The 3,344-nt window shown below is 69.3% G+C and carries 3 protein-coding genes; 1 reads left to right on the top strand and 2 read right to left on the bottom strand.

What is annotated here, in order from left to right:
• Positions 1 to 80 precede the first annotated feature (80 nt).
• On the bottom strand, positions 81 to 1,055 hold the full coding sequence (locus ELR45_RS17310) for a DinB family protein (protein ID WP_129667503.1): 975 nt from the start codon (positions 1,053 to 1,055) through the stop codon (positions 81 to 83).
• A gap of 49 nt (positions 1,056 to 1,104) precedes the next feature.
• Between ELR45_RS17310 and ELR45_RS17315 the strand changes: the two genes are divergently transcribed.
• On the top strand, positions 1,105 to 2,085 hold the full coding sequence (locus ELR45_RS17315; RefSeq protein ID WP_129667504.1) for a helix-turn-helix transcriptional regulator: 981 nt from the start codon (positions 1,105 to 1,107) through the stop codon (positions 2,083 to 2,085).
• 27 nt (positions 2,086 to 2,112) lie between these two features.
• Here ELR45_RS17315 and ELR45_RS38140 read toward each other — a convergent pair.
• The coding region (locus tag ELR45_RS38140) for a (Fe-S)-binding protein (RefSeq protein WP_205856758.1) at positions 2,113 to 3,344 on the bottom strand (1,232 nt) is incomplete at its 5' end.

A 3,344-nucleotide genomic window follows, 5' to 3' on the forward strand; every position in this document is an offset into this window, starting at 1 on the left:
GTCCACACACCCAACGTCCTGCAGAGTGAGTACCTCGGGGCACGAACCGCAGGGCGTCCCCCGGGTCGCGGCCCGGATGGCTACCCCCGCCCACGCAGGAATTCGGCGGCCTCGGTGCGCTGGAAATAGTCCGCCCAGCCTGTCGGGGTGAGACCGAAGCGTCCGTCCTTGGCGTGAAGATCGGCACCATGGTCGACCAGGAACCGCGCCTCCTCCACAGCACCTTCAGCCGCGGCAGAGTGCAAGGCGGAGGACGACCCACCGTTGACGTCGAAGCCGGCCTCCACGAGCATCCGGACGACCGCCCAGTGACGCAAGCCGGCCACCTCCGCCACTAGATCGGGCCTGATCCTCTCCGCCCGCGCCACGTCGACTCCGTGCGTCGTCGTTCCCTCCCGGCCGGCCGGGGCGACGTCGGCATCTGGGCGTCGCGAAAACATGCCGGCGACGGCGGTCGCATCACCGGCCAGGCAGGCCGCCACAAACGGGTCCTCCCGATCGCGGTATCCCCGGTAAAGGTCGCGCAGCAGGCAGATCTCAGCTCCGTGGGCCATGACCTCCCGGTTGACGTGCAGGACCAGTTTCGCCATCGGCTCCTCCGCGTACGCCGCGCCTTTGGGGCCGAGAGGCCGCCGGAGGTCGTCATCGGACAGACCGGCGACGCCGTCGTGCCAGAGCGCATAGGCCTGCTCCAGGAAGGCGAGCGCATCTGTGGCGGTCCCCGGCAGCGGCTCCGGCCAGTGCCGCTTGTCATACATGTCGGCATCGTCCGGCCCCGGGGTCGGACCGAAGAGCGCGCGGGCACGGGTGCCGAAGATGTCCCGGCCGATGTGGACCGCTCGCCACGCGAGGGTTGTCAACGGCGGCGTCGGCGGTTCCGGAGAGAACTCCTCCAGCTGATACCGCCCGTCATCACCCCGACGCAGGCTCCAGCATCCGCCCACCGGCTCCCAGAAGTACTCCTCGTCGGTGAGGCCGGCCAACCGGGGCATGAGATGCACGTCCCAATAGAACTCCAGCTGGTCGAGCAGGTCGGTACGCCATGTGGTCGTCATGGCAGTCACCATAGAATTCAAATACGACATCTTGTGTCATATTTGACTCATGCGTGCGGATCGGCTCGTCCAGATCGTTCTCCTGTTGCAAGCGCATGGCCGGATGACCGCTGCAGAACTTGGCCGTCGTCTAGAGGTCTCCGCGCGAACCGTTCAACGAGATCTCGACTCGCTGAGCTCCGCGGGCGTGCCCGTCTATGCCGACCGAGGGCGCGCCGGCGGCTGGTCTCTCGCACCGGACTATCGGACCAGGTTGAACGGGCTGAGTCCGGACGAGGCCGCGGCGCTATTCGTCTCGACCACCGAGCACGTGCTCGCGGACCTCGGCTTCGGCGCCGCTGCGCGCAGCGCCAGCACCAAACTGCGCTCCACCGTGCCCGCGAACGCCCGCCGTGCTGCCGATCTCGCCCGGGAACGCATCCTCGTCGACCACACGGACTGGACCGGCGCAAAGGACGCCGCCGGTTGGCTGCCCCTCGTCCAGCAGGCGCTGTGGGAGGAGTGCTTGCTGCGGATGGCCTACGGCAGCGGGCCGGACCACACACTCGTCGCTCCGCTCGGCTTGGTCGCCAAGAAACGTGCCTGGTACCTGGTGGCCCAACGCGACGACGGCGAGTTCCGGACTTACCGAGTGTCACGTATCCGCGACGCGGAGCTGACCGGGCAGCCGTTCCAACGTCCCGCCGGCTTCGACCTCGCCGAGCACTGGGAACGGACCAACGAGCGGTACTTCGCCGGTCTGCGGGACACTCCGGTGCGTCTCCGGGTGCGCGGCACCGTCGGCCATCGCCTGCGCTGGGCGCCGAACGCCGTCATCGACGAGACGACCGAGCGCGACGACGGCTGGTGGGATGTCGCGATGACGTTCGAGAAGGCGTATGAGGCCAGGGTCTACCTGCTAGGCCTGGCCGGCGACATCGTCGTCCTCGAGCCCTCGGAGCTGCGCCAGGACATCCTCGACGCCGCCCGCTCGCTGCTCAGCGCGCACCACGCAACTCCCTCTCCTCCACCGCAACGTCCTGCCGGTTGAGAGCCCCGGGGCACGGTCAGCAGGACGTTAGCGCCCTGCGCGGGTCGCTAGCTCGAGTAGCTCGAGTATGTGGTGGTAATCCTCCCCGGTCGCCTGGCTCATGCCCAGCTCGCACGTGCGGTTCGACGAGGCGTACCCGACGACGTCCGCGCCGGCCACTTCGGCGGCCTCCGCTTCGGTGGCGCCATCGGTGAGCTCGGGGTAGAACATGCCGCGGTCTCCGGCGAACCCACAGCAGCCCCACGACTTCGGAACGACGACGGTCTCCGCCACCGCGTCCGCGACCGCATGAAGGTCGCCGAGGGTATCCATGTGAACCGTGGAGCAGGTGGGATGCAGCGCCAGCGACGGGAGCCGGCGTCGTACCCGCAACCCGGGCAGCACGGACTCGCGGACGAACGTCACCGCGTCGATAACCCGCAACCGCTCGGCACGCGCCCGGTCCGCCTGGCCGCCCAGCGCGTCTGAGATCCGCTCCAGGCCGTGCGCACACGACGACGCGTCGCACGCGACCGGGATCTCGCCACCGCGCGACGCCGTCCACACCGCCGAGAGCACCCGCTCAGCCATCTCGGTGGCTCCATCCGTGAAGCCCTTGGACGCCCACGGGGTACCGCAGCACAGGCCCGCGATGCCGTCGGGTATCGCCACGGACACACCGGCCCGTTCGCACAACGCGAGGAAGGCCGCGGTCGCGCCGGAGCCTGCGAGCTCACCACCGGCCGGGCCGAACATGGAACCGATGCAGGCGGGGAAGAAGACCACGGCCGCATCCCCCGGAGCCCGGGGCGACGGGCGCGGTGGCCCCGCGTTCGGCAGACCGGCGGCGACGCTCGGCACGACGCCCTTGCCGAGCACACGCCGCCCGGCCGATGCGGCTGCGGAGAGTACGGAGTGCGGCATGCCCTCGGCCACCTTCAGACCTGCCCGGAGTCCACGGATGGTCCCGGTCCAATGCTTGGCAGCCGTCACCCCGGCTCGCTGCGCTACCGGCCCGTGCCGTTCCGCGCGCATACCCTTCATGACCTTGCCAGTGTCGATGCTGACCGGACAGGCGGTCACACAGAGGGAGTCCGCGGCGCACGTGTCCACGGCGGCGTAGCTGTACTCCTCCTCCAGCTGACGTTTCCGGTCGCCGGTCGCGGTGGCGATCTCGCGCATCAACACGATGCGCTGGCGCGGAGTCGTCGTGGTATTCCGGGATGGACAGACCGGCTCGCAATAGCCGCATTCGACGCAGCTGTCCACGTCCGAGTCGA

The organism is Phytoactinopolyspora endophytica (genome assembly GCF_004138495.1).
In the GTDB taxonomy this organism is placed as follows: Bacteria; Actinomycetota; Actinomycetes; order Jiangellales; family Jiangellaceae; genus Phytoactinopolyspora; species Phytoactinopolyspora endophytica.

Coding starts and splice junctions, on each gene's coding strand:
- ELR45_RS17310 (WP_129667503.1), bottom strand. CDS start 1,055: ATGACGACCACATGGCGTACCGACCTGCTCGACCAGCTGGAGTTCTAT.
- ELR45_RS17315 (WP_129667504.1), top strand. CDS start 1,105: ATGCGTGCGGATCGGCTCGTCCAGATCGTTCTCCTGTTGCAAGCGCAT.